Below are 21,151 nucleotides of genomic sequence, written 5' to 3'. Positions count from 1 at the left end.
CGCGAGTTCCAACCGGCCCAGTTCCACCCTCGCGCGCCGCCCGCGTGAGATCGCCGGCTGATTGCGACACGGCTTCGCATCCTCGCGACGACTTTCGCCCGAGCTTTGCTTCGTCACTCCACCCTCTGAAGAGGGCACAGGGAAGGCCCTCGGGATGAGCCGGGATGGGCAGGTTTTATGCGGTATTTCCGAATTTCGGCTCAATACCATGAATTTTGGCCGGCGCGACAGCCAAAGCCTTGCATGTCATTTCCCGGCAACGAAGTAAAAATCCTGCCGTCCCGAGACCGATCCGTAGCTGAACGGCTTTTGTGCACGATTGGTCGCCTCCATGACGTCGTCACGCACGACGTCGAACAGCCGGCGCACCTCGAGGCCGGGCTTGCGCATATTATTGACGAACGCCGTGGCGAACGGGCTGTTCCTGCCCTCTCCGTCGAGCGCCATCTCTCCGTCCTTGGCGGCATACACCACCAGCGTGCCCGCCTCGGGCTCGATCGCCGCAAGGCCGCGCGACACCGAACGGGACGCCAGCGTCATGGTGCGCTTCATCTGGTTGGCGAAGGGATTGTCGCGGCAAGCATCGAGGACGATGAGGCGCAGCCGCTTGGCGCGTTCCGCCGCGTTCAACACCTGGTCCAGCGCCACGGCTTCGAAGCTGACGTCGCGGTCGGAGGCTATCTTCGCGTCGATCGGGATCAGATAGTTGACGCCGCCGACCTCCATGCCGTGACCGGCGTAATATACCATCGCCCAGTCGGCGATTTCCGCCTGCCTTGCAAAGTCGCGCAGCGCCGCGGTCAACGCATCCTTGCGCAGATCGGTCAGCAGCGTGACGGAATCGAATCCGGTGATCTTGAGCGCTTCGGCGACGAGCGCCGCATCGCGCGCCGGATTGGCGAGCGCCGCGACATTCTCATAAGCGGAGTTTCCGACCACGAGCGCGATGCGCCTGTCATTTCTACTCGACGGTCCCGGCAGCGCGATGACCGGCGTGGTGGTGGCGGGAACGGTCTTGATGGACGTATCGTCCAGCGCTGCGAGGCGTTCGCGCGCCTTATCCATCGCCCATTTCGCGCTATCGTACTTTTGCGGGGCAGCCAGAGCTGCGTTGAAGTCGGCACGGGCCTTTGCGACCTCACCCAGCTTCTCGAACACCATTCCGCGGTTTACCAGCGCGCTCTGGTGTTGCGGATCATTGCGCAGCGACTGATTGAAATCGGCGAGGGCTTGATCGTACCTGCCCTGAAGGAGATAGATGTCGCCGCGGTTGTTGTAGGCCAGCGTCGTCCTCGGCAAAAGCCGGATCGCCTCGCTGAAATCGGCCACGGCACGCTCGGACTGGCCGGTGTCCCGATAGGACAGTCCGCGATTGTTGAACGCATAACCGTAGGTCGGGTCAATGCGAATGACCTCGGAGTATTCGGCGATCGCCCGGGCGTGGTCGCCCTTGCCGGCATAGAGCCGCCCTCGATTGAAGTAGGCGAACTTGAACCTCGGATTGATGCGGATCGCTGCGTTGTAATCCGAAAGCGCGCGCTCGGAATCACCTGCAGCGGCATAGGCCATGCCGCGGTCGTTCAAGGCGTTCAGATTGTTTGCATCGAGCCGGATCGACTGGGTCAGGTCGGCGATAGCCCGATCCACCTCGTTCCGGCGAAGCAGGGCGGCGCCGCGATGCTGCCAGGCAAGCGCGTATTTCGGATCGATGCGGATGGCCTCGCTGAAATCGGAGATGGCGCGATCGTAGTCGCCCTTGTCGCCATATTCGGCGCCGCGATTGTCGAACGCCACGGCGTCGCGCCCGCCGCTCTTTGCGATCAGCCGCGAGCACGCGGCGATGCGGTCTTCATGGCCGCGCTGCGCGCAGATTGTCCGATCGTCTGCGGCCGCACGATCAGCGGCTGCCAGAGAAGCGAAAAAAAAGAAACTGAAAACCAGTGCAATCCGATTCCGCATGGTCGCCACCCTGCTGCCGAGCCCACAATATAGATAGTGGAAGGCGGCCACACCTGTGATGGTGATCACAGAACCGTCGGTTGCCAAAGCTCGGAGCGGGGCATCAACATCACGCAGATGCGGCGGCGCGCCGCGGTCACCCCAGCCACACTTGCCATTCGCCAATCAGCCTCGATTCCAAATGCCGGGACACAGTTCCGCGTTCTCGCGGCTGAATTCGCCCGAGCTTTGCCTGGTCACTCCACCCTCTTGAGCCAAGAGGGCGCAGGGAAGGCCGGGTGCTGACATCGCACCCGCGGTCCGCTGCGCGAAATGCACACGCAGGAAGAACCGCACAGCAGCATACAGGTGGTGCCGATCACTCGGCCTTCCCTGCGCGATGGTCGGACGGCTTATGCCGCGCTCTCCCGGGAGCCGAGTTCCTTCGGGCCTCCCTCGCGCTCGCGGAATTCACCGGCGCCCGCGCCGGTTGACGCGACTACCGCCTCCGCAAGAGCTTGACCGTAGCAACGACGGCCAGGACCACACGGTTTTGCCGTACGCACGGCCCGCCATTTCGCCGCAGTATTCCCTGGCACCGTCGACAGCGCCGGAAACTTGCAAGACGAGACGAGACCTAGCAGCGCCGTTCGTCCGCGCGCGGCCGCGAGCTCACCGGGGACTACCCTCCCTGCCCGCTACCCTTCGCGCCCGACGCTGCCGCGTCCACCGCAAGCCCGGCTCGCGATCAAGACGACGACGCGATCGCCCCTCAGGATGAAGCCGGGATGGGCGGAGGTGTACGATATTTCCGAATTTCGGTAAAGGGGAATATTTTTGTGGGAAAGAGTTGACGGGTGGCGAAACAGGGTAGGATGGGTAGAGCGAAAGCGAAACCCATCGATACCGCCCGCCGTGGAACACGATGGTTTCGCAAGTGCTCTACCCATCCTACAGACCCGTCAGCCAGCGCAAGCTCATTCGATTTCAGTTACGTAGGACGTCCATTCGAACGCAAAGGGGCCGATCTTCGACAGCTTGGTTTCGCTGTCATCTCCGTTTTCGTACGCAAAGTCGGACCAACGCACGACGTCGTCGCTTCGCGACACACGTGCCGTGATAGCTCCGCAGCCAAGGTCTCCGCATTCCGGACAAACATACAGAGCTACGCGGTTACTCTCACCGACCGAAACGGCCGACGTCAGAAGTCGCGCAAGTCTGTCGTTGAGGCGAACGGCAAGCTCGGGCTCTCGTTGAGGGACTGAAAGACAACCGGACAAATCAAAGCTGGAGGCACCGGTGACGGCAAAGAGAGATTGGCCATTGACGACAAAATCGAACGTGTACCGCTCCTTCTTCGCGGGGCTTCCGCAACCGCTCCGATGAAGCACTACGAGTTCAAGCTGGTCGGACATTTCCTATCGCTCTGCGCCCAATTGCCGATCAATGCAGCGCGCGCGACGCCGCGCGCCAGCTATAGGACCAGCATAACGCAATCCGCTAGCATCGAGCCGAGTGCACGCGATACTCTGAAAAAACATCAGCTGTTTAGCTGGATTGGTAGCGGGGGAGCGCTACCTACGTTCCCCCCGACAGCATTTACCCGAGTTTTTGGTCTCCGCTGCTTAGTTCTGCCCAGGCCCCCCGTGATTAAACCCAGGGAGCCGGGACCCACCTACGTCCCGCCCCTAATCGTCCCTCCGCGGGTCTCGGCGGGGCCTGTCAACGCTTGCTCCGGGGAACAGCACGCCATTACCACGCAGTGAAATAAAACTTGATGGGATAAGTCAAAATCAGGACTTGATCTTCCATCTTCCTTTACACGCGCCCCTGCGATTTGAATGCGATCTGAATAGGTAAGACGCAATGACAGATCAGCAATTGGCTATTCACGCCATCAGCGAAGCCCAATGCATACTGGACGAACACCTTCAGCCTCGCCCCCACGACAATGAGCGGATGATCCTCGACAAGCTGGTGGAGGTTCTTGAGCGGCCCGATCTGGTGGTCGCCATAGCTCGGCTGCAGCAACGAAGTAGCCCGTAGCGCTCAGATGGCAAAACAACTTTCATCGATTCGTTTTGCCACTTGCATCGCTGCGCTCCTGTTGATTGGACCGCCAACTGCGCAGGCGAAACAACAATGCAGCGCCGAGGTGCCACCAAATGCGCGGGAGTATTGGTCTTGGCGCATCATCGACGGACGAAGATGCTGGTACGAGGGCAGGCCCATGCTTTCGAAGTCATTGTTGGAGTGGCCCGCTCCAGCTTCGACCCAGTCGCAATCCGATAGAGAACTTGAAGGCGCTCTTACCGAAAAGTCTAGGGATCCGATGGACGCAAAAGCCTGGGCGCCGGCTGACCGAAACACTTTCGATGCCCTTTGGCGCGAAAGGGTGGAGCAGCGTTAAGCCCAGCCCCTCTCTGTTAACACCGGCTTCAACTTAACTTTTGACTACACGAGGGAAACAAAGGGCGGTTTCCCCATTATGTCCCTTAGGCGTGGTTCCCTCCGCCACTTAATTCGGGCGTCTACATACACACCAAGGCTGGCGCAGTTCACGCGCGTCACCCGCAATCATCGTCAGGCAAGATGACGGGCTCGGTGTCCGGGTGAGATAGAAGCCTAGGGTCGTTCTCAAATTTCCGCAGAACACCGAGCCCGCCGCGCTTTTGCTCATCGCGGCTCATCTCGCGAATTCCGGGGAAAGCCCTGAGGAATATCTCGCCCAGTTCTGGTTTTGTCAAAAGCTCAACATGAAGTGCGCAGAACCACGCTTGAAGAATTTGCATCGCAACCGGCGACTTTTCTCGAAGCCTTAGGTAGTCCTCCACACAAACATAGAGAAGATAATCGTTCTTGGTGTCGTCAAACTGATCGAGCGTCAATTGATCATCCTTGCGCGCGGCTTCGGTGTTGCCGACATGCTTGAAACAGTTTCGGTATAAATTTAGCGCTGCGTAGATATCTTTCTTTGGGCGGCCCGGATGATCGCGCAGGAATAGTTCGGTCATTGGTTCGATCCCGCGAAGTCTGCACAGACTCTCAAGCAATTCACGAGCGTTACCGGCTAAAGCTTGAACGGAAACCGGATCACGGTCTTCGAAGAACAGATCAATTGCTGTCAGTAGCTGAGATCGTGCTACGATAAATGGCGAAAGTGGCATGCGGTCTAGCCAGTCGAATCAGCGCGCGTTGATCCATAACAGTATCCCTGTGAATAACCGGGACAAGCTCCCTCACCCTCGCGTTGCTACCCTGCATTGTGTCACTGTATAGGTCTCGATTCGCAAAAGGATTGAAGCCTATGGCGGAAATTCGATTTGATGCTGACAAGGCGGAGCGGATGATCGCACAGCTAATCCGCGACGAAGGCGGTCTGCTACCAGCTAAAGCAAACACGCTTGCCGCAAGTATTTGCAGGCGACTGTCCGCAGCAATGCCACCTCCTCCTGCGCATCATTACCGGATCATTTCGAACAGTCCACCATACGCCAGCGATTTTGCTGTCGCCATTGCGAACGTCTTGGCAGAAGCGGAGGGAAGAGCTTTGGCTCCAGAAGACCTTTGGCGGCTGGTTTATGAGCGCGGCCGGGATCTTCCTGCGACGGTTGACCTCTCGACTGTCAGAGGATGATCCGCAAATGCTTGATGAGCTTCGGTATCGTTGGGCGCTGAGGAAGTTTCTGAAAAAACATAAACTGGTACGCCGATCTTACGATCAAGTACCTGATGAGCCTGATGCGGACGGTACGAACTTCCCCAAATTCCAAGCAGGAAAATCTCTAAACTTGCAAACTCGCATGCTAGATAAATTCCGATCGGATTATCTCCTAGAGCAGGCCCATAGGTATCACGTCCCTGTTACAGATCGAGAAGAGGACTGGGATTCGTTCCCTCCGGATTACAGTTACGAGGATCGCTACCTCACCGCGGCGGCGGCTCAAAAGCTGCGGTCCGATATTCGTGCAGAACAAAAGGCCGATTGGGACTACTGGGCGAACAGAGTTACCCTGGGACTAGCTCTGATCGGCAGCATCTTCGGCGTCCTCGCTTTTTTCAAAAAATGATTTGGGAGGAGCACGGTGTTCGAAGGAATCAAGAGGCGATGGGCAGAGGCAAGGGCAACGGAGGCGAGAAAGGAAGTTGAGGACACGCTGCGGCGTTGGTACGCGATGAACGCCCCCGATCAGCACCTTGTTGTGTCGGCCTTCGAGGCAATGATGTCAGAAATGCCTAATTCCTTAAGTAACGCTGAAAAGTCGGAGATGGCTAAAGGAATAATGAAAGCAGCACGGACCGCCTTCTCGACTCGCGGTGACAACCTGATGGCCCATACGAGCCGAGTGAGCGCATTTGGCGGGGCGCTAGTGTCTCTCTACTTGGAATGTCAAACATTGCCCGGTGAGCAAGCCATCCACACGATCACCCTAATAGATGATTGGAGGCGGCGGACCGAGAGCTAATCGCAAGGCGAAAGCAATCAGAAACGCCGCTCCGACAAGCTGAATGCAAGTTGCACTACCACAACGGCTATATTCAAATTTCTCAGGACGAATCGGTCGCGAGAGATTGAGACTCCCTTTGGAATCTGGTCGCGGAGTCGAAGTGGCGGAACGTCGACCACGACATGAAGGAGGCAATTGCTCTGCGTGATACCGGCGGACGCGACCCGGCGTTCTACGCCGCTCGCTCACTGGAAAGCACCATCAAGATTATCTCGGACGAAAAGCTGTTGACCCGAGGTAATGAGAAAGGCGCGGACCAATACATCGATAACCTGAGGGGCGCAAAACTCATAGAAGTATGGGAGATGGAGGCGCTGAAGCACTTCTTTACGAGGGTCCGAAATCCGTTTGGACACGACCCCGGCTCTGCGCCTATGCCGACCTCACCGATCACCAGACCAACTGGGCTATCGAGAACTCGATGATCTGGATCAGAAGTCTTGTTCGCAGGATGTAACGGACACGGGCTAGTTAGTCACACCGCTGAACCCTTGTGGCGTGGCACATGCGGCATCGTCCGGCGGGCGATCAGAGGTCGCGAATACATATGCGCCCCGGATCGCCCCGCTCGTCGCGTTCTGCGCCAGTACATCCGTGGTCGCAGTTCACGTCGGCCAATAGCCGCCCGCTATCGAGGCTCGAACGCAAACCTCTCAACGTCTTCAAGGCTGGCGTCATACTGCCGGGTGCCACAGCCGCTGATCACGACGTTCCTGTGATCGACCACCATATAGCCGGGGCTATAGAATGCTCGCAGCCAGGACCGCGCGGGCGTCTTGCAAAGGCGCATATCCCGCTTGGCGAGCTGACGACGAACGCGATCTTCACGAATTTTGATTGAGGCCATGACAAATGGACTCCTTCTCGAAGGAAGTTCCACTGTTGTGGCGATCCCGCTAGCTCGCTGGTGGGTTGGCGAGGGGCGAGGGCAACCTTGGCTGCGCGCACCATCCAGCTAGATCGCTCTCGATTCGCTCGTCAAGACTCGTCGTCAGGCCGACTTGCAGCATGGGTCTTACTTCTTCTTTAGAATGCCAATATTATCGGTGTTGCCCAAGTTCTCTATGGCGCGTTCGGCGGCGGGCGTATCCACCGCATTGTCGTGGGAAGTTGGAGCCGGACTAACCGAGGAAGCATCCAGGTCGCCGGTCGCTGCGTGGCTGAGCGCGTTGCCGAGGTTGGGACCGGAGGAGCCTCCAGTGCCGCTGATGGCGTGCCCGGTCGATAACGTGCTGCCCGCATAGCCGGTAGACCCTGCAGCCGCAGGTCCACTCGCCGAGCCACCGCTGCTCGATCCACCCGTACTCTGGGCCAAGGCGAGCGAAAAGCCGCTGATGAGTAGGATCAAAATAGCGGCGATTTGGTTCATTGAGCGGTCCTCTAAACCGCTCAATGAGCTGCACGTCAGATAGTTCCGCAGCGCCGTTCTCCCCGGCCACCAGTGCGACCGCGCGATTCGCTTGCTGAAATCTTGGTGCGTCTGAGAGACCCCAGCGCTGGCGACGGCTGGGCTGACCTCTGAAAGGCGGGCTTGTCATGCTTCGCAGGCGAGCCGGTCGGCTACCTTACGCGCTTCCACCGCCCGCTCAGCAAGGCGGCCTTACAATTGAGAAACTAGCAAGGTGACACACGCGATCAGTGTTGCTGTACTGAGCGACACAACTACCAGAGCCTGTTCACTGCGGGCTTGCAGCTCTTTGTCATCCATGATGGCTCAACGTCGGTTCGCGCCGTCGGTTTCAGATGCGCGGCGGTTGACCCAGCGAATTCAGTCCACTTCGCCTTGAAGCTGCGTCCCGAGGAACCACTGCGCAAATCCTTTGTTGGGCTGGTCAACCGGACAGCAAAGGAACACGATCATGGACCGCGAACACGTGAAGGGCGCTGCCGACAAAGCAAAAGGCGCCATCAAAGAAGGTGCCGGTAAACTTACTGGCGACAAAGACATGGAAACCGAAGGCAAGATCGATAAAGCCAAGGGGGCCGCCCACAACGCGGCAGGAGATGTGAAGGATGCGGCGCGGGACGCCGCTGACGCCCTGAAAAAATAATGAAGATGTAAGACCAAGAACTAGCCGCCTCCGGGCGGCCACTTCTTTTACGGCAGGACTTTCTGCTTGGATTTGCTGCCATGGTCACTTGCGGACGTTTGTCCGACCGGGCTGCAGAGGCCGCGACCGAGGGCCTTAATTCATCTTGCGGCGTAGCTGCTTGATGATCTCCCGGAGACTGGCCGCGTACTCCTCGATGATCCGGCGCGCCTCCTCCAAGCACGACAGCGTGGGTCCCTTACCCTGCGAACCTCGTGGTCTCCCCCGTTTAGGAAGCTCGCGGCACACCTCGTCGAGCACCACTTCCAAATTCGCCTTAATACCGTCCGCTAAACTCATGGTCCCTCGTCTACGTTCCAACTATGGAACCTATGTTGATCCGGCGCGTTCCGGTGTCAAGCGACGCAAGCTCCAAGTGCGGTGCAGTATAGTAGGGAGGGAAGCCATGAGTGAACGTCGGCGTCGTATGCAACATACGAAGACGTTTAAGGAACGCCTCATGGATGAGGCTGCCAAGTGTCGAGAAGCGGCAGAGCGACTCCCACCAGGTACTGAGCGTGAGCTTCTGATGAAGCGAGTGCAACAAGCTGAAAAAGCCGCGCAGATCAGCGACTGGTTGACCAAGCCTAACTCAGGCCCGGCACGTTCGTTTGACGGTCTTCTGAAGACCTCAAAAGCGCAATTGTTGCCCCATCCAAGGGCGTTGGACCTACAGCCCAAAGCCTTGGCCAATCTCCCGCGCAAACTTGAGCGCGGCGTCGGTATTGCGGTCATAGAAGAACGCTCGATCAAGCTGCGAAAAGATGCCCATTCCAAATAGCGTGATGGCAATGCCTCTAAACATGGTTGTGGACCGGGTTGAACGATGCGGCGAAAGTTCAAAACGGCCCCAGCCGCAGGTTGGGAGAAACAGCCGGGGCCGACATTCCCATTCCGTGTGCCGTAATCAGCGGTAATCGGCACGCGCCCAGCAAGCCACAAGAAAGCTAACGAACTGTTTCAAAGGACCCGATTCGAGCGCGCGCCTGATCTCACAAACGCGCACTTCGCCAACGGCCCGTAATTGTACGTTGGGGAGCGCGCCGGAGCATGTGGATAAAAACCGGCGGCTCGCGTAGCATCGGTAAGGTGTCATTCGGCCTGCAATATTGACCCCCTAAGCCGGGGGATCGGCGTCCAAAATTGACCCCCTACAGATTGATCTGTTGCGCTGCCTGCTTTGGAACGAAGCAGGTGGTGGGGGATGCTGATCGTGGAGACGATTGCCCGGATCCGGCGCGAGCACTTCATCAAGGGCAAGACGATCAAGGAGATCGCCCGTGACCTGAAGGTGTCGCGGAACACGGTTCGGAAGGTGCTGAGGTCGGGAGAGACCTCCTTCGAGTACGAGCGGCAGGTGCAGCCGCGGCCAAGGCTGGGACGATGGGCAGTAGAGCTTGACGGGTTGCTGGCGGCGAACGCGGCTAAGTCGGCTCGTGAACAGCTGACGTTGATCCGGATCTTCGAGGAGCTGCGCGGCCGCGGCTACGACGGCGGTTACGATGCGGTGCGGCGTTACGCCAGGCGCTGGAGCAAAGAACGCGGGCAATCGACCGCAGCCGCTTATGTCCCGCTGAGTTTTGCCGCAGGCGAGGCCTATCAGTTCGACTGGAGCCACGAGGTCGTCCTGCTGAGCGGCACCACGGTGATGGTGAAGGCTGCCCATGTCCGGCTCTGTCACAGCCGCATGCTGTTCGTGCGGGCTTATCCGCGGGAGACGCAGGAGATGGTGTTCGACGCCCACGACCGGGCGTTCGCCCTGTTCAAAGGCACCTGCACCCGCGGCATCTACGACAACATGAAGACCGCCGTAGAGACGATCTTCGTCGGTAAAGGCCGTCTCTACAATCGCCGCTTCCTGCAGATGTGCAGCCACTATCTGGTCGATCCGGTCGCCTGTACGCCAGCCTCGGGTTGGGAGAAGGGGCAGGTCGAGAACCAGGTCGGGCTGGTCCGGGAGCGCTTCTTCACGCCGCGGCTGCGGTTCAAAAATCTCGACGAGTTAAACGCCTGGCTGCTCGACAAATGCATCACCTACGCCAAGGCTCATCGCCATCCGGAGCTGGCCGATCAGACAATCTGGGAAGTGTTCGAAGCCGAACGCCCCAAACTCGTTCCCTATGCCGGCCGCTTCGACGGCTTCCACGCGATGACGGCATCGGTCTCGAAGACCTGCCTGGTGCGCTTCGACAACAACAAGTACTCGGTCGCAGCCAGCGCAGTCGGACGACTGGTCGAGGTTCAAGCCTATGCCGATCGCATCGTGATCCGTCAGGATGGAGGCATCGTTGCCGAGCACCCGCGATCCTTTGGCCGCGGCGATACCGTCTACGACCCCTGGCATTATGTGCCGGTGCTCGCCCGCAAACCCGGCGCCTTGCGCAACGGTGCTCCCTTCAAAGACTGGGTGCTGCCGGCCGCGATCGAGCGGATCCGGCGCAAGCTGGCCAGCACCGACGATGGCAATCGGCAGATGGTCGACATCCTCAACGCGGTGCTGACTGACGGTCTGCCCGCGGTGGAAGCGGCCTGTGCCGAAGCGCTCAGCCACAGCGTCCATTCCGCCGATGTCGTTCTCAATATCCTGGCCCGTCAACGTGAACCCGCCCCACCGGCCAACATCATGACGCCGGCCGCACTGACGCTCCGTCATGCACCGATCGCCGATTGTGCCCGCTACGACAACCTCCGGAGGACCTTCTGATGGAACGAACCCAAATCTTCGACCTCATGGGCGAACTCAGGCTCTACGGCATGAAGGCTGCCTTCGACGAGATCATGGCAACTGCCGTCAAGCGCCAGCACGAACCTCAGCGCATTGTCGGCGACCTGCTCAACGCCGAGATCAACGAGAAGCAGGCCCGCTCGATCAAATACCAGCTAACCATCGCCAAGCTGCCATTGGCCAAGGACATCGCCGACTTCCAGTTCGACGGCACGCCGATCAATCAGACTCTCGTCAATGATCTCGCTGGCGGCGGCTTCATCGCCCAACAACGCAACGTCGTGCTGGTTGGCGGCACCGGCACAGGCAAGACCCACCTGGCCATTGCCATCGCCAGAAGCTGCATCCGATCCGGTGCCCGCGGCCGCTTCTTCAACGTAGTCGACCTCGTCAATCGCCTCGAGATCGAGACCCGCAATGGACGGCAAGGTCGGCTCGCCGAGCATCTGACCCGGATGGACTTCATCGTGCTGGATGAACTCGGCTATTTGCCCTTCGCCCAGTCCGGTGGCCAGCTTCTCTTCCATCTCGTCAGCCGGCTCTATGAGCGCGCCTCCGTCATCGTGACCACCAATCTCGCATTCGGCGAATGGCCGACCGTGTTCGGCGACGCCAAGATGACCACCGCGCTGCTCGACCGGTTGACCCATCACTGCGACATCGTCGAGACCGGCAACGATAGCTGGCGGTTCAAGAGCCGAGACGACGATCACGCCACCCGCGCTCGTCTCGCCTCCGCTATCCCGGCCAGCTCCGACGAGACGAGCGCTACCAGCAAAACCCGCCGCGCAAAGGGGTCAAAATTGGACGCCTATGAGGGGTCAAATTTGCAAGCCGATTGACATTCGGTGCTCGCGATCGAACCGCGCTCCAGCGCCCGCCGCAGGCCCGCTATGGCCCAATTCAGCACGCCCGGCAGCTCGGTAGCGACGATGAACTCGCCCGGCTTGTTGAATCCGCGCTTGATCGCCTCGGCCGCGGCGCCGATCGGCTTGCCCTCGACGAACGCCCTGGTGACCTCGATCACGATCATGCGGGACACGATCGCCTTGGTCGCTTCCTTGAACTGCGGCTGGAAGTTGGTGGCCCAGAAGATCGGCGCGCGGATCACGGTGGTGGGCATCGGACCGTTCTTGATGTTGATCATGACGGGCTCCTGCGTGACGATCGACTTCACCGTGGCCGACAGGTGCCACTGGCCGCCGAACGCCTCGTGCAAAATCCAGGGCGCGCGGCGCTGGAACGGCATCAGGCCATGGGTGCCCTCGGTGGAGGACAGCGAGGCGCCGATCGGGTTGCCGCCGAACATGCCGGCGACGACGTCGAGCACGCCGGACTTGGCGCGGTTCTCGATGCCCCAGAACACGCACGCTTTCGACAGCGCGCGCGGCTTGCGATCGATCAGCGCCGCGCCCATCAGCTCCTGCACCACGCCGACCAGGGCGCGCTGCTCGCCCTCGGATCGGTCGCCGAACATGTCGGCGATCATGGTCTCCCACCACGGGCATTTCGCGGCCGGATCATAGTCGACCTCGACGCGCCACGTGCAGAAGTGATGGGGCTTGGCCGGCTCCAGCGCGCCGGTCTTGGGATCGACGAGGCCCGAGCGCGTCGGAATCTTGCCGTGCTGATCCCAGGGCAATTCGCCGTCGCGCCACAGCTCGGGCCGCCGCAGAATCCAGTTGCGCGTCTCGTTCACCAGCTTGGTGCCGGTCTTGTTGCTCTGGTGACTTCATTCACCCCTCGGCGCAACAGTACTGCCGACGATCGTATTGCGCGCATGTTGACCTCAATGCGGCTTGCCCAGCACGAAGACGAAGGGGACGACGAACAGCTCATCGCCCTGGTCGTCGCTGACATGCAGGACCCAGTCACGCCAATCCTCGAGGCTGTGCTCGCTGGTGAAGGATCGCACGATCCGTGTCGCATGATCGCGCGCCTCGGCGAGATCGTTCACAACGGCCCCCTGGTGATCGAGGAAAACCTTCTTCGTGGTGGAGCGGTGGAAATATACCTGGGTCATGCCCGACCTCCTTCGAACGGTGCTTCGGCATCGGCGGCCGCGCGAGCCAACGCCTTGGCCGCATCGACACGCGAAGCTTGCTCCGCCCGCCGCTCGTACACGTCGGCAAGGGCCTTCAGCTGATCCGCAACCGCTCTATCGACAACGGTGTTGGCGGAGTGGAGCAAAGTCTGCGCCGTTTTCAGGTATTCCTTGCCACGTCGTGAGATTTGCAACGTCATGATGCCTCCGTTGGGCCAGCAATTGACGAGATCGATTCGGCTTGGCTCGTGTTATGCAGAATTTTTCCGGCCGTGGCTTTGTTTTGGTTGCCGCGATTTTGTCATGGGTTGCTGTCGATGGCGGTCGGTGTATCGGCCGATGCGCCCGCGACTTCCGAAGTAAGAGACGCTTCCGTTGGTCAGGCGGGATGGTGGATCTGTCGGCGCCATCGCTGGACGAAGACAAGTCCCCGATGCTCTGCATCCTCGGTCAGAGCTGCCGGTCGCGCATCTCGTCGAATTCCTCGCGGCAGGCCTCGCTGAATTCGCGCAGCAAATCAATGGATCCGCTTTTTGCCATGTCACGCAGCTCACCGAAACTTTTGTCCGGCTCCAGGTAGGTATCCATGATCGTCTTTGCGATGTGCTCGGCACTTCGCACGACTGGCCTGGAGGACAGTACTCGCATCCGATTGAGCTTTGCATACAGCGCGACCATGCCTGGGGTCCCGTCGCTTACCTCATGATGTTGAAGCGCATCGATGTGACATCTTGCGGCCTCCTCGATGAAATCCCTGTAGAGGATCTGTCGCCGGTTTTTTTCATGAAGAAGCCATTGCGCGCGGACCTGGCTTCGGTGGTTCAGCCAATTGGCGATCCCGCTCGTCAGGCCACCAATCGTTGCGCCGGTGAGCGCGGCGAGCGCAGAGATGATAGAAGCGTCCATTTGGTTCAGCGCTGTATTTGCAAATTCATCATCTCGCCATGCGCCATCATGTTCTCGTTCAGGTTGGCCATGATCACGATCGATCCTGCAAGGATCAGGAATACGATGAGCACGCCGAACGCGAGCGCCAGCACATTGTGGGTGCTGTCCGGTCCCGTCGTGATGTGAAGGAAGAAGACCAGGTGCACGCCCATCTGGGCGATGGCAAGGACAGCGAGTCCGGCCGGTACGCCGGGAGCCCAGATCGCCGAGGTATTTGCCACCCAGAACGATGTGGCTGTCAGGATCGCTGCCAGCAGCAAGCCGATCGTGTACACGAACAAGCCGGAAGACGCGCTTCGCTCCAAGGCCGGAATCGCCGGCCTGTCTCCCGGTGCAACATCCCAACGCGTGTCGGTCATGGCAGGACTCCCATCAGGTAGACGATCGTGAATATCAGAACCCAGATGATGTCGAGCGCGTGCCAGAACAGGGAGAAGCAGTGCAAGCGGCGCACCACGACGTGCTGGAAACCCCTCAGCGACAGCTGAACCATCATGAGAACCAGCCAGACGAGTCCGACCGCCACGTGCAGTCCGTGACAGCCGACCAGCGTGAAGAAAGCGGACAGAAAGGCGCTGCGTTGCGGGGACGCCCCCACCGCAATCATGTCCTGGAATTCGCGGAGCTCGAGATTGAGAAATGCCGCACCGAGGAGGAACGTCACCACGGCACCCAAGAAGACGCCGAGCCGGTGGCGCGAATCGATGGCGAGCGACATCAGCCCGCAGCTGTAGCTGGAGAGCAGGAGAAGGGCAGTCTCCATCGCGGCGTTGCGCAGGTCGAACAACTGGGCACCGGTCGGGCCGCCCGCACTCGCTTTGGCGAGCACGGAGTAGCTCGCAAACAGCGCCGAGAACATCACGATGTCGCTCAGCAGGAAGATCCAGAACCCGAAGCCGGCGATGATTCGCCTGGATGCGGGACCCGCCTCGCTGACATCGAGCAGTTCGGCCTTATGGACAGCGTCTGCATCAACCAAGACGTTCATAGCGATACCTCCGCCGAATGCGCCCGATCGAACCGGCCAAGCTGTTCTGCTGGAATCTCGACTTCGTCCTCTGTGCGGAACATGAAGGCAAGCCACGTCACGGCCATGCCGAAAAGTCCAACGCCCACCATCCACCAGATGTGCCAGATCAAGGCGAAACCGGTGATCACTGCGAAGAACGCGGTCACGAAACCGGCCGGACTGTTCTTGGGCATTTCGATCGGCTCGTACCTGCGCTGCCGACCGGGCATGTCGCGTTGCGCCAGCACGCGCTGCTTCTTTGCCCAGAAAGCATCGATCTCATCTACACGAGGCAGGACCGCAAAATTCCAGGCCGGCGGAGGCGATGCGGTTGCCCATTCCAGGGTGCGGCCGTTCCACGGATCGCCCGTGGTGTCGCGGAGCTGTTCGCGGTGGCGAATGGACATCACAAGCTGCACGACCTGACAGATTATTCCGGCCATCACGACGACCGCGCCTGCCTCGGCGACCAACAGCCAGGGCTGCCAGGCGAGGACATCATAGTGCTGCAGGCGGCGGGTCATGCCCATCAGCCCTGTGACATAGAGCGGCATGAAAGCGAGATGGAAGCCGATGAACCAGCACCAGAACGCGGCGGCGCCCCAGCGCTCATTCAGCTTGAATCCGAATGCCTTTGGAAACCAGTAATTGTAGCCGGCAATCGCGCCGAACAGGACGCCCGGGACGATGACGTGATGGAAATGGGCGACCAGGAAGACGCTGTTGTGCACCTGCCAATCGACCGCCGGCAAAGCCAACAGAACTCCGGTCAGGCCGCCGAAGACGAAGGTCACCATGAAGCCGATCGTCCATAGCACCGGCACCGTGAACCTGACCCGACCACCGTACATCGTGAACAGCCAATTGAAGACTTTGACGCCCGTCGGCACCCCGATGATCATGCTTGTGATACCGAAGAAGGCGTTCACGCCCGCGCTTGCACCCATGGTGAAGAAATGATGCAGCCACACGGTGTAGGAGAGCACGCAGATTGCCAGGGTCGCACCGACCATCGACCGGTAACCGAACAGCGTCTTTTCGGAAAATGTCGCGCTCACCTCCGAATAGATGCCGAATGCCGGCAGGACCAGGATGTAGACTTCGGGGTGACCCCAGACCCAGAACAGGTTCACGTACATCATCGCGTTGCCGCCGGCATCCAGCGTAAAGAAGTGAAAGCCGAGGTAACGGTCGAGCAGCAGCATTGCGAACAGCGCAGTGAGCACCGGAAATGCAGCCACGATCAGCAGATTCGAGGCGAGCGCAGTCCAGCAGAAAACCGGCATACGCATGTAGCTCATGCCCGGGGCCCGCATCTTCAAAATCGTGGTGACGAAATTGACGCCGCTCAACAGGGTCCCGATGCCCGAGATTTGCAGGGACCAAAGGTAGTAGTCGACGCCGACGCCCGGCGAAAACTGCAGCTCGCTGAGCGGTGGGTAGGCGACCCAGCCGGTCTTGGCGAACTCGCCGACAAACAGCGAGACGTTGATCAGCAGGATTCCCGTCGCGGTCAGCCAAAGGCTCGCGGAGTTCATGGTGGGAAACGCCACGTCGCGGACGCCGAGCTGCAACGGCACGGCAAAATTCATCAGGCCGATCACGAGCGGCATCGCCACGAAGAAGATCATGATGGTGCCGTGCGCCGAGAAGATCTGGTCGAAATGCTCGGGCGGCAGATATCCTTGCGCTCCTCCTGCGGCGACGGCCTGCTGCGTGCGCATCATGATGCCGTCGGCAAAGCCGCGCACGAGCATGAGCAGCGCAAGGACGATGTACAACACGCCGATGCGCTTGTGATCGACCGACGTGATCCATTCCCGCCAGAGATACGGCCAGTATCCCCTGACGGTGACCCATGCGAGAGCCACCAGGACGACGGCCCCGACGCTCGCCACCGTGCCCATGATGATCGGTTCATGAAAGGGAATGGCGGTCCAGTCGAGTTTGCCCAGCAGGTTCATCGTTCTGCCCTCGTGGATTTGGGATAAGGCACACAGAGACCCGCGGCCGGCTGCATCGCGGCACTCATGACGTTGGCAAACAGGCCGTTCACGACCGACCGATAGGTGAAGGGCGCCACCGCCCTGCTCGGCATGAGCAGGTCGGCGTAAGTCCGTTCGTCGAGCACCGGGCCGGTGCTGCGCGTTGCAGTCGCCCATTGCGCAAAGTTTTGGGGCGCCACCGCGTCGACCTTGAAGACCATGTCGGAGAAGCCCGCGCCGCTGTAATTCGCCGACATCCCGCGATATGTGCCGGGATGGTCAGCCACGAGGTTCAGGCGCGTCACCATTCCAGCCATGGTGTAGATCTGGCCGGCGAGCTGCGGCACGAAGAAGCTGTTCATGACGCCCGAGGACGTCAGTTCGAAACTGACCGGCGTGCCGACCGGAATCGTCAGATGATTGACGCTCGCGATACCCTGCTCCGGATAGATGAACAGCCATTTCCAGTCGAGCGAGACGACCTGAATCTTCAGCGGCCGAGTGGAGGAGGCAATCGGCTTGGGCGGGTCGAGATCGTACGCACCGATCCAGGCGACGGTGCCGACCAGGAGCACCGTCATCAGCGGGATCGACCAGACTAGCATTTCGATGCGGCCGGAATAGATGAAGTCCGGCCGATAGCGCGCACGCTCGTTCGATGCACGGAACCAGAAAGCAACGCCTAGCGTCGCAATGGCCACCGGGATCACGATCGCCAGCATGATGCCGGTCGCGTTGAACAGGATTTGCCGCTCGGCAAGGGCGATCGGCCCCTTGGGATCGAGCACGCCGTCGCAGCCACCAAGCGTTGCGGCCGCCAGCAGGAGCACGGTGAGCGAACGGTATCGCATATCAAGCCTCCCGAACCTTGCAGGTGCGAGCACTGTGCACAGCGCCTGGCTGTCGCGCAGCAGGCGTCGACGCGCTTGCCTGGTTGTCATGCGGCGAACGCACCGGCGCGGATGCACTGCCGTTGTGATCGACGAGCAGGCTGGCAAACAGCAAGGACAGATAGGCGATGGAGAAGACGAACAGTTTGTGAGGCGCGCGACGATCGGCTGCAGCACTCCTGTGCAGCTGAAATGCCAGCAAGAGAAGGAACGCCCCGCAGATGGCGACGATCGCGCCATAGATAACGCCTGCAAAGCCCAGGCCCAGGGGCAGTTCCGAAGCGAAAACAAGCAGGCCGCTGTAGATCAGGATCTGCCGCGTCGTTGCGGCTCGTCCTGCAACAACCGGCAACATGGGAACACCGGCACGCGCATAATCATCAGTGCGATTGAGCGCGAGCGCCCAAAAGTGAGGCGGAGTCCAAAGGAAGATGATGAGAAAAAGCGTCAGCGGCTCAAGCCCGATTTGCCCGGTCGCGGCGGCCCATCCGATCACAGGTGGCAATGCACCCGCGGCACCGCCGATTACGATATTCTGCCGCGTCGCTCGTTTCAGCCACGCCGTATACACGAAGACATAGAAGAGAATGGTGCAGACCAACAGCGCCGCTGCCGCCAGGTTCGTCGCCAACGCGAGGGCCGCGACTGCGACGACGCCAAGGGCGAGACCGAGGACGAGCGCCTCAGTCCTAGAAACCTTGCCGCGGGGAATTGGCCGCATCGCGGTGCGCGCCATAACCGCGTCGATGTCGGCGTCGCACCACATGTTGAGTGCGCCGGCAGCGCCGGCGCCGGCTGCAATGGCCAGGATAGCGATCAAGCCAGGAAGCGGTTCCGGGCGTATCGGCGCGATCATCATTCCAACGAACGCAGTGAACAGCGAGAGCGCCATCACGCGCGGCTTGGCCAAACTGACGAATTGGCGCGGCCGCTCCACCCAAACGAACCAGGAGGTCAGCCGAGTGCGTGATGTCGAAAGCGCGATGCCGTTCATGGCTGGCTCCTCAAGGCGTCTATCCGGCTCCGGCCATCAAAACAGGGGCGAGGCGCCGAACAGGTCCTTGCTGTCTTGCGAGTCATCGAGGCCGTCCTTTCTGCCCGACCAAGCCGTCGGCGGGGAAGCGGTCTTCTCACCCTTCGCACGCAGTTCGAGCAGGCCAAGCAGGATCTCGTCCCGCTCCGCTTCGAGCTCCGCGATGGAGCGTGATCCCACTTCGGCATGGACGCTGTCGACGAGCTTCCTTTGCAATTCCGGAGTCAGCTCTGGCGAACCCAGTGCTTTCCATGATTTCTGCATCGGGCCGGCGAACTGCTGGAAGAAGTGCTCGATACCACCAGTGCCGCCGCCAAGATGATTGAGCATCATGTTGCCCATGATGCCCCAGCGCAGACCGGGACCCCAGGACAAGGCGTCGTCGACGTCCGCAGCGCTCAGGACATCCTCGGCAATGAGGTAGTAAACCTCACGGGCCAGTGCGCCCTGCAGGCGGTTGGCGACATGGCCCGGCATTTCCTTGTTGAGGCGGATCGCCTTTTTGCCGATCGACTTGTAGAACGCGATCGCGCGCTGGATGATTTCTTCCGAGGTCTTGGTCCCGCCGACGACCTCAACCAGTGGGATCAGGTGCGGCGGATTGAAGGGGTGACCGATCACGCAACGCTCCGGATGCAATGCAGCGCCCCTTTGGATGTCGCTCATCTTGATCCCGGACGAGCTCGACGCGATGATTACGTCCGGCGGCAGCAGCTCGTCGAGCTGCTTGTACAGCCTCTGCTTGAAGTCAAGCCGTTCCGGCCCGTTCTCTTGAACGAGGTCGACATCGACAAGAGCTTCGGCAAGGTCAGCGGTGAACTTCAGGTTCGTCAGCGATGCGCCAGGCGACAGGCCCAGCCGTTCCAGCGCCGGCCAGGCCGACTTCACGAACTTCCGCAGGACGGTCTCTGCGCCAGGCGCAATGTCCGTCGCGACGACTTCAAGTCCCTTGGCGAGGTACTGCGCGGCCCAGCTCGCGCCGATCACGCCGGTGCCAATGATTGCGACGCGGCGAATAGGTTTGGTATTGGTCATGTCATGTCTCCGATGTGTATGTCAGATTTCGACGTAGGCGATGCCGGTGAGATTGCCCTGGGCGCCGAGCAGCATTCGCTTGTCGGTCCCGTCAAGCTTCGCCATATAGAGTGAGCCGGCGAAATCGGTCACGAACATGCGGTTGCCCGGCACATCAAGCGCGATGCCGATGCCTTCCATCAGGTCCGAGACCACGATCTGCGGCACGTTTTGCGCGGGCCTGGCGTCGATCGGCGCGCGGTTCACCGTGTTGCCGCGTGGGGGATTGCCGCGATCGGTCCAGTACAGGACGCGATGCTCGAAGTCGATTTCGAGATCGATCGGCTCGGGAAGGCCATTGAAGAAGACCTCGATGTCACTGCGGTTGGCAGCCGTCTCGCCCTTCGGGATTTCGATTCCGGCGCGCAGGATGCGTCCGACTTCGGCGTTGTCGCCGCCCTTTTGCGTCCAGTAGATCTGCTGGCGCCCGTGATCGACGGCGATGCCAACGCACCATTTTTCCTGGTCGCGGCGGTCGGCTTCGCCCTCTCCGCTCTGGACCAGGATTTCGATCTGCGAGCCGTCGAGATTGGCGCGCATGACGCGCATCCCCTCGCGATCGGACCAGTAGAGCTTGCCGTTCGCCTTATCGAGATGCAGCTGCTTCGGCGTGAACGTGCCGCCGGGTGCGACGACGAACCTCCGATTACCGCCATCGAGGTCGGCGCGTTCGATGGAGCCGTCGTTGCGGCTGGGAACGCCCATGTTGGTCCAGTAGACGTGACCCGCTTCCTGGTCGACGACGATCCCGTCGGGATGCGGACAGTCGGCTGCGATGAGTTGCTGATGGGAGCCATCGGGATTCATCGAGAGGACGCGGCCCCCGCTCAGGTCGAGAAGGAACAAGCGGCCGCTGCGAGCCTTGCCCTGGGATGCCTTTGTTCTTGTGGCTTCAAGTATGGTCATG

Annotated in this window: 24 protein-coding genes and 1 pseudogene; 7 read left to right on the top strand and 18 right to left on the bottom strand. The window is 60.3% G+C overall.

What is annotated here, in order from left to right; translation table 11 throughout:
* Positions 1–246 precede the first annotated feature (246 nt).
* From ACVWYQ_RS33015 to ACVWYQ_RS33000, 4 genes are all read right to left on the bottom strand, one after another.
* The gene (locus ACVWYQ_RS33015; protein WP_271542115.1) at positions 247–1,794 is read right to left on the bottom strand and encodes a tetratricopeptide repeat protein; all 1,548 of its coding nucleotides are present in this window, start codon (positions 1,792–1,794) and stop codon (positions 247–249) included.
* 1,121 nt (positions 1,795–2,915) lie between these two features.
* Entirely contained in the window at positions 2,916–3,353 is a 438-nt protein-coding gene (locus tag ACVWYQ_RS33010) for a hypothetical protein (RefSeq protein WP_271542116.1), read from the bottom strand.
* Positions 3,354–3,756: 403 nt separating this feature from the next.
* Positions 3,757–3,969: a hypothetical protein gene (locus ACVWYQ_RS33005; protein WP_456726966.1), complete on the bottom strand. Its 213-nt coding sequence runs from the start codon at positions 3,967–3,969 to the stop codon at positions 3,757–3,759.
* A gap of 536 nt (positions 3,970–4,505) precedes the next feature.
* Positions 4,506–4,952, bottom strand: a complete 447-nt coding sequence (locus tag ACVWYQ_RS33000) for a hypothetical protein (protein WP_456726965.1) — start codon at positions 4,950–4,952, stop codon at positions 4,506–4,508.
* A gap of 293 nt (positions 4,953–5,245) precedes the next feature.
* On the opposite strand from ACVWYQ_RS33000, the gene ACVWYQ_RS32995 reads away from it, so the two are divergent.
* The 3 genes from ACVWYQ_RS32995 to ACVWYQ_RS32985 all read left to right on the top strand — a co-directional run bounded on the left by ACVWYQ_RS32995 (position 5,246) and on the right by ACVWYQ_RS32985 (position 6,871).
* Positions 5,246–5,575 (top strand): hypothetical protein, encoded by a 330-nt coding sequence (locus ACVWYQ_RS32995; RefSeq protein ID WP_456726964.1) that lies wholly within the window; start codon positions 5,246–5,248, stop codon positions 5,573–5,575.
* Positions 5,576–5,582: 7 nt separating this feature from the next.
* Positions 5,583–6,008: a hypothetical protein gene (locus ACVWYQ_RS32990; protein WP_456726963.1), complete on the top strand. Its 426-nt coding sequence runs from the start codon at positions 5,583–5,585 to the stop codon at positions 6,006–6,008.
* Positions 6,009–6,568: 560 nt separating this feature from the next.
* Positions 6,569–6,871, top strand: a complete 303-nt coding sequence (locus ACVWYQ_RS32985; protein WP_456726962.1) for a hypothetical protein — start codon at positions 6,569–6,571, stop codon at positions 6,869–6,871.
* 203 nt (positions 6,872–7,074) lie between these two features.
* Here the strand turns inward: ACVWYQ_RS32985 and ACVWYQ_RS32980 are convergent, their stop codons facing one another.
* Complete coding sequence (locus tag ACVWYQ_RS32980; RefSeq protein ID WP_456726961.1) at positions 7,075–7,293, bottom strand: hypothetical protein; 219 nt, start codon at positions 7,291–7,293, stop codon at positions 7,075–7,077.
* A 168-nt stretch (positions 7,294–7,461) separates the two neighbouring features.
* Complete coding sequence (locus tag ACVWYQ_RS32975; RefSeq protein ID WP_456726960.1) at positions 7,462–7,815, bottom strand: hypothetical protein; 354 nt, start codon at positions 7,813–7,815, stop codon at positions 7,462–7,464.
* A 490-nt stretch (positions 7,816–8,305) separates the two neighbouring features.
* Between ACVWYQ_RS32975 and ACVWYQ_RS32970 the strand changes: the two genes are divergently transcribed.
* Positions 8,306–8,497, top strand: a complete 192-nt coding sequence (locus ACVWYQ_RS32970) for a CsbD family protein (protein ID WP_456726959.1) — start codon at positions 8,306–8,308, stop codon at positions 8,495–8,497.
* 135 nt (positions 8,498–8,632) lie between these two features.
* Here the strand turns inward: ACVWYQ_RS32970 and ACVWYQ_RS32965 are convergent, their stop codons facing one another.
* Entirely contained in the window at positions 8,633–8,836 is a 204-nt protein-coding gene (locus ACVWYQ_RS32965; protein WP_456726958.1) for a hypothetical protein, read from the bottom strand.
* A gap of 106 nt (positions 8,837–8,942) precedes the next feature.
* Between ACVWYQ_RS32965 and ACVWYQ_RS32960 the strand changes: the two genes are divergently transcribed.
* From ACVWYQ_RS32960 to istB, 3 genes and pseudogenes are all read left to right on the top strand, one after another.
* On the top strand, positions 8,943–9,317 hold the full coding sequence (locus ACVWYQ_RS32960) for a hypothetical protein (protein ID WP_456726957.1): 375 nt from the start codon (positions 8,943–8,945) through the stop codon (positions 9,315–9,317).
* 423 nt (positions 9,318–9,740) lie between these two features.
* A pseudogene (istA, locus tag ACVWYQ_RS32955) lies at positions 9,741–11,231 on the top strand (IS21 family transposase); the annotation flags it as partial.
* Between the two features lie 8 nt (positions 11,232–11,239).
* Positions 11,240–12,103, top strand: a complete 864-nt coding sequence (gene istB / locus ACVWYQ_RS32950; protein ID WP_456726956.1) for an IS21-like element helper ATPase IstB — start codon at positions 11,240–11,242, stop codon at positions 12,101–12,103.
* Here istB and ACVWYQ_RS32945 read toward each other — a convergent pair.
* The 11 genes from ACVWYQ_RS32945 to ACVWYQ_RS32895 all read right to left on the bottom strand — a co-directional run bounded on the left by ACVWYQ_RS32945 (position 12,073) and on the right by ACVWYQ_RS32895 (position 21,150).
* Positions 12,073–12,960 carry a hypothetical protein gene (locus ACVWYQ_RS32945; RefSeq protein ID WP_456726955.1) on the bottom strand — a complete coding sequence of 296 codons (888 nt, stop codon included), beginning with the start codon at positions 12,958–12,960 and terminating at the stop codon, positions 12,073–12,075. The genes istB and ACVWYQ_RS32945 overlap by 31 nt on opposite strands.
* A 90-nt stretch (positions 12,961–13,050) precedes the next feature.
* Positions 13,051–13,284, bottom strand: a complete 234-nt coding sequence (locus ACVWYQ_RS32940; protein WP_456726954.1) for a DUF6894 family protein — start codon at positions 13,282–13,284, stop codon at positions 13,051–13,053.
* A complete protein-coding gene (locus ACVWYQ_RS32935; protein ID WP_456726953.1) occupies positions 13,281–13,505 on the bottom strand; it encodes a hypothetical protein in 225 nt (74 codons plus the stop codon). The genes ACVWYQ_RS32940 and ACVWYQ_RS32935 overlap by 4 nt, the downstream gene beginning before the upstream one ends.
* Before the next feature lie 250 nt (positions 13,506–13,755).
* Entirely contained in the window at positions 13,756–14,211 is a 456-nt protein-coding gene (locus tag ACVWYQ_RS32930; protein WP_456726952.1) for a hypothetical protein, read from the bottom strand.
* 5 nt (positions 14,212–14,216) lie between these two features.
* Positions 14,217–14,612 carry a cytochrome o ubiquinol oxidase subunit IV gene (gene cyoD / locus ACVWYQ_RS32925; protein ID WP_456726951.1) on the bottom strand — a complete coding sequence of 132 codons (396 nt, stop codon included), beginning with the start codon at positions 14,610–14,612 and terminating at the stop codon, positions 14,217–14,219.
* Positions 14,609–15,241 carry a cytochrome (ubi)quinol oxidase subunit III gene (locus tag ACVWYQ_RS32920; protein WP_456726950.1) on the bottom strand — a complete coding sequence of 211 codons (633 nt, stop codon included), beginning with the start codon at positions 15,239–15,241 and terminating at the stop codon, positions 14,609–14,611. The genes cyoD and ACVWYQ_RS32920 overlap by 4 nt, the downstream gene beginning before the upstream one ends.
* Entirely contained in the window at positions 15,238–17,220 is a 1,983-nt protein-coding gene (gene cyoB / locus ACVWYQ_RS32915; protein WP_456727230.1) for a cytochrome o ubiquinol oxidase subunit I, read from the bottom strand. Before cyoB ends, ACVWYQ_RS32920 begins: the two co-directional genes overlap by 4 nt.
* A 2-nt stretch (positions 17,221–17,222) precedes the next feature.
* Complete coding sequence (gene cyoA, locus ACVWYQ_RS32910) at positions 17,223–18,098, bottom strand: ubiquinol oxidase subunit II (protein WP_456726949.1); 876 nt, start codon at positions 18,096–18,098, stop codon at positions 17,223–17,225.
* A 1-nt stretch (position 18,099) separates the two neighbouring features.
* Positions 18,100–19,131 carry a heme o synthase gene (locus ACVWYQ_RS32905; protein WP_456726948.1) on the bottom strand — a complete coding sequence of 344 codons (1,032 nt, stop codon included), beginning with the start codon at positions 19,129–19,131 and terminating at the stop codon, positions 18,100–18,102.
* Positions 19,132–19,167: 36 nt separating this feature from the next.
* Complete coding sequence (locus ACVWYQ_RS32900) at positions 19,168–20,205, bottom strand: 3-hydroxyacyl-CoA dehydrogenase NAD-binding domain-containing protein (RefSeq protein WP_456726947.1); 1,038 nt, start codon at positions 20,203–20,205, stop codon at positions 19,168–19,170.
* Positions 20,206–20,226: 21 nt separating this feature from the next.
* A complete protein-coding gene (locus ACVWYQ_RS32895; RefSeq protein ID WP_456726946.1) occupies positions 20,227–21,150 on the bottom strand; it encodes a 3-hydroxyacyl-CoA dehydrogenase in 924 nt (307 codons plus the stop codon).
* Position 21,151: the final 1 nt, after the last annotated feature.

The sequence above is a fragment of the Bradyrhizobium sp. USDA 3397 genome (assembly GCF_054060965.1).
This window is presented reverse-complemented; position numbering and strand designations above follow the sequence as displayed.